The sequence below is a fragment of the Wolbachia endosymbiont of Glossina morsitans morsitans genome, from assembly GCF_000689175.1.
In the GTDB taxonomy this organism is placed as follows: domain Bacteria; phylum Pseudomonadota; class Alphaproteobacteria; order Rickettsiales; family Anaplasmataceae; genus Wolbachia; species Wolbachia pipientis.
Genome location: NZ_AWUH01000038.1, coordinates 1 through 4,080, shown reverse-complemented (window position 1 = coordinate 4,080; position 4,080 = coordinate 1). Strand labels below are relative to the sequence as shown.

5 protein-coding genes and 1 pseudogene are annotated in these 4,080 nt (G+C 33.3%); 3 read left to right on the top strand and 3 right to left on the bottom strand.

Annotated features, from left to right (window positions below):
• Positions 1-782, top strand: a pseudogene (locus WGMM_RS01050) (protein TolB); the annotation flags it as partial.
• 41 nt (positions 783-823) lie between these two features.
• Here the strand turns inward: WGMM_RS01050 and gatC are convergent.
• The 3 genes from gatC to WGMM_RS01035 all read right to left on the bottom strand — a co-directional run bounded on the left by gatC (position 824) and on the right by WGMM_RS01035 (position 3,281).
• Positions 824-1,177, bottom strand: a complete 354-nt coding sequence (gene gatC, locus WGMM_RS01045; RefSeq protein ID WP_015588776.1) for an Asp-tRNA(Asn)/Glu-tRNA(Gln) amidotransferase subunit GatC — start codon at positions 1,175-1,177, stop codon at positions 824-826.
• Entirely contained in the window at positions 1,167-2,093 is a 927-nt protein-coding gene (locus WGMM_RS01040; RefSeq protein WP_038248719.1) for a ribose-phosphate diphosphokinase, read from the bottom strand. The genes gatC and WGMM_RS01040 overlap by 11 nt, the downstream gene beginning before the upstream one ends.
• 303 nt (positions 2,094-2,396) lie before the next feature.
• Positions 2,397-3,281 carry an ankyrin repeat domain-containing protein gene (locus WGMM_RS01035; RefSeq protein ID WP_338062965.1) on the bottom strand — a complete coding sequence of 295 codons (885 nt, stop codon included), beginning with the start codon at positions 3,279-3,281 and terminating at the stop codon, positions 2,397-2,399.
• A 62-nt stretch (positions 3,282-3,343) separates the two neighbouring features.
• On the opposite strand from WGMM_RS01035, the gene WGMM_RS01030 reads away from it, so the two are divergent.
• Both WGMM_RS01030 and WGMM_RS07435 read left to right on the top strand, forming a co-directional pair.
• The gene (locus tag WGMM_RS01030; protein ID WP_240991813.1) at positions 3,344-3,787 is read left to right on the top strand and encodes a hypothetical protein; all 444 of its coding nucleotides are present in this window, start codon (positions 3,344-3,346) and stop codon (positions 3,785-3,787) included.
• The coding region (locus WGMM_RS07435) for a WD_0033/WD_0034 family tandem repeat-containing protein (protein WP_458694877.1) at positions 3,780-4,080 on the top strand (301 nt) is incomplete at its 3' end. The genes WGMM_RS01030 and WGMM_RS07435, both read left to right, overlap by 8 nt.

Below are 4,080 nucleotides of genomic sequence, written 5' to 3'. Positions count from 1 at the left end.
GATAGCAACTACAAATCTGTGCGTAAAAATTGCTGTGATGAATCAGTAAGATGGAAGTAATATAAAATACTTAACAAATGGCGATAGATTTGTGTCAACACCGAGATTATCACCAAATGGAAAGGGCATTGTTTATATCTCGTACGCAAATGGTAAAAGTTATATAATATTAAAAAATTTAAAAGATAACACTGAATCAATAATCAGCGCATTTGAAGGAGTTGTTTCTGCACCAAGATTTTCTCCCGATGGTAAATCTCTTTTAATTTCCCACTCATTGGGTGGTGAAACGAATATATTATCTTTGGATTTAAGTAGTAAACGAACAAAAAAATTACTAAAGGTTCAGCTATAAGCACTTCTCCCTCTTTTTCTCCAGATCAAAAGTATATGGCTTTTAGTTCTGATATAAGTGGGAGTCAGCAACTGTACGTTACCGATTTTACTAACAAAAGTAAAAAACCTAAAAGAATTAGTTTTGGAAGTGGAAGATATGCTACGCCTGTTTGGTCGCCAAAAGGAGATCTGATAGCTTTTACAAAGATTCAGTCAGGAAATTTTACATAGGAGTTATGAAGCCAGATGGCAAAGAAGAACGTCTGCTTTCAGAGGGGCATAAAATTGAATCCCCGGCATGGTTACCAAATGGTAGAGAAATCATTTTTACAAGAACAGAATCACCAAGCAACTCTAAACTATATTTAGTAGACTTAGTAAAGAAAAATCAAAAAATGGTTTCCACTCCCACAAATGCTTCTTTACCGGATTGGTCTTATTTTTGAAAGTAGATCTATTATAGGTTTGATATGAGCCTTATTTTACTTTAATCGCTTATAACCTTTGGCACTACGAAATACCCATGCTCAGGTTTTGTATTGGACAATATCTCTTTTTTAATGTTTTGAGAATTTATAACATCATCGCGTACATGAATGTCCTTGTCTATACTGCCATAACGCATAGGAGAAACACCTTCAGTATTAACTTGCAATAAAGTATCATGTATCCAATCCAGCATTGTCAGTTCTTTGGAGTAGTGATCAATCTCGTCATTTGATAACTTAATCCTTACAAGCTGTGCAATTTTAAGCATTTCTTCTTTGGTAATTGTTATTTTTCTCTTATTTGCAAATTCTATTAGTGAAGTAATAACGTCTTCTGTTGACTTAGCTGGCATCTTTACCTCCTTGGATAAAGTGAGTTAAAATATCTACGACCGAAACAACTTCTATTTTACCAGTTTTTTCACGTTTGTGAAGTATGGTATCCGTAATCACTAATTTATCTAAAGAAGAGGAAGAAATTTTCTCAACTGCACTTCCTGAAAGCACGCCATGTGTGATGCATGAAATTACGGACTTTGCTCCGTGGCCTTTTAAAGCAAGAGCTGCATTACACAATGTTCCACCAGAGTCAACTATATCATCAACAATGACACAATTTTTATTTGCAACTTCTCCTATTATGTTCATTACTTGAGATGTGCCTGCTTTCTCCCTATATTTATCTACTACAATAATCTTATCATTTAACCCTATCTTGTACTTTTCCTCTAAAGTCTTTGCAAAAGCACGTGCTCTACCAATTGCTCCAACATCAGGTGCAACAATTGCCAAATTTTCCGTGTGTATAGAGTCAACAAATGCTTCAAAGCAGTTCAAATTAGTTATCGGTACATCAAAGAATCCTTCAATTTGACTTGAGTGCAAATCAATAACTGCAACACTACTTGCACCTGCAGTTTGAATAAGATTTGCAACTAATTTAGCACTTAAAGCAGATTGCATATTATTGTTCTTGATAATTCTATCTTGTCTGCTATATCCATAATAAGGAATAATTACTACTATCCTTTTGGCTTCTAATCTATTTACTGCATCAATTATAAGCAGAAGCTCCATAAGATTATCATTTACAGGGGGAGAAAGAGATTGTATTACATATACTTCTTGATTATATAGATCATTTGCTACTTCTGCATTTACCTCACCATCGGTAAACTTTGATATCCAAGCAGAGGATGGTTGAACATCTAGCCGGTTAACTACTGATTCCCCTAATTCCTTACTAGCATTACCTATTATTATCTTCATAACGCACTAATTGAGTTTTTAAGATTATACAGAATTTGTGAAATAATTGAAATGTAAGTGTCTTTATCTAGCATTCTTGTCGGTGAATTAGGTACCTCTTGTACAATGAGCTGTCATTTTCACGCGTTGTTTCAATATACAGACCCAAATTGAAACAACTATACAAAATCCTGCTTATGTTTCAAGATAAATGACTTTAATGAAATATAATTTATCTAGTCATTTGTATCTGCTAACATACTACACTTCCCATTGTAGAGCCTCTACAACTTACTGAAATTTATAATCGCTTTATAAAAAGCTTTATACTCTTTGCTTAATTGGAGGCGCTACCTCTGCACTTTCTGCTCTGTCTAGGGTACTACTTGGTTTTTCTGCAGTAATTTTTTGAATGCTACCATCTACCTTATTCTTGATATCTGCTCCATATGATCTTAATACTTCAATAGCTTTCTCGTTTCCACTATTCAGCGCAATATCCAAAGCATCCATTCCATCATTATTTTTGTGGTTGATAAAATTCTCTAACTCAAAGATTTTTATATATTGCTCAATAATGAATTCTATCACTTTTCCAGGGCAATTATTAGCGGCAGGAAAGAGTACTGCATTGTTATTATTGTCTTTCTTTGTTACATCTGCTTTGAGCCTGTCTATCAAATACTTGATAATTTCTATTCTGCTATCATCTTCTGCTTCAGTGCACTGCCTAGCAGCTAAAAACAGAGCTGTTCGCCCATTATTGTCCACATCTTCAATATCTTGTCCCTTATCAATTAAGGCTTGTATTATATTTTTGTTCCCATATAAAGCAGCAAAGTGAAGAGGAGTATACCCTTCGGTGCTTTCTCTTTCATTAATCAATGCACCATGGCTAGCTAGTAATTCTATAAATTCTGGCGTATTTGCAAAAACTGCAAAGTGCATTGGTGTTAGATCATCTTTACCATGATTTTGAGTTTTTGCATTAACGTTTGCTCCATTTTTTATCAGCAATTTTGCTATTTCTAATTGTTTGCGTCCGATGGCAATATGCAGTGGCGTACGATTGCGTTCATAATGATCATTGACATTTGTGCCACACTTTATTAGTAGTTCTGCAGCTTCAATATTACCTTCCTGAATTGCAACGTATAAGGAAGCATATCCATCTTTTGTTTCCTCTGTCATACGAAATTGAGAACATATTAGTTCATATATTATTAAGGATTATTATTAAGTTTTTATTAATACAATATTAATGTAGCGGGATGACGAGCTTAAAATTTAAGTTTATAAAACAATATCTGAGCTATGCAATTAATACATTGTCAACACAACTGACTTATAAAAGCGAATACTATAACTTTAAAAAGAAGAGAGGAAATATTATGTTTAGTTTAAGAAAGATCTTGGGAAGAAAAATAACTTATCAGGCAAATGATTCGAAATTGAAAGAGAAAGATGAAAAAAGTATTTTGAAATTAGCATCAAAAATAAAAGGCAAAAAAAGTAGCATTGCTGAAGAACTAGAAAAAATATCTAAAAAGGAAAAACAAAGGATTCTTACTACGGAAGTAAGCAAACATCAGGGTAAAGAATCAACTTTTACACTACTTACTCATGCTATATTTTGCGAGAATAGTCAAGCTGTAAAGGATATTTTGCAACAAGCTAAATTGAGCAACCTTTTAAAGTTGTGCAAAAATAATTAGTGATGATTCATTAATTTACACACCGCTTACTTACGCCATATCATGTAAAAATAGCAAAACTATTGAAGAAATTTTAAAAGTCTCTAAAGAAAACGGTATTCTGAAAGATATTCTTGATGCAACAACAACTATAAAATGTCCAGATGGTCATGAAGAAACTTGCGCACCGCTTACTTATGCTATACTACGTAAAGATAGTATAGCTGTTGAGAAAATGTTAAGAGTAGCTAAAGAAAACGATAATCTGAAAGACATTCTTGACGCAACAACAACTATAAAACATTCAGATAGCT

Excerpts from the sequence above, each read along its gene's own strand:
- WGMM_RS01040 (WP_038248719.1), bottom strand. The coding sequence starts at position 2,093 with ATGAAGATAATAATAGGTAATGCTAGTAAGGAATTAGGGGAATCAGTA.
- WGMM_RS01030 (WP_240991813.1), top strand. The coding sequence starts at position 3,344 with ATGACGAGCTTAAAATTTAAGTTTATAAAACAATATCTGAGCTATGCA.
- gatC (WP_015588776.1), bottom strand. The coding sequence starts at position 1,177 with ATGCCAGCTAAGTCAACAGAAGACGTTATTACTTCACTAATAGAATTT.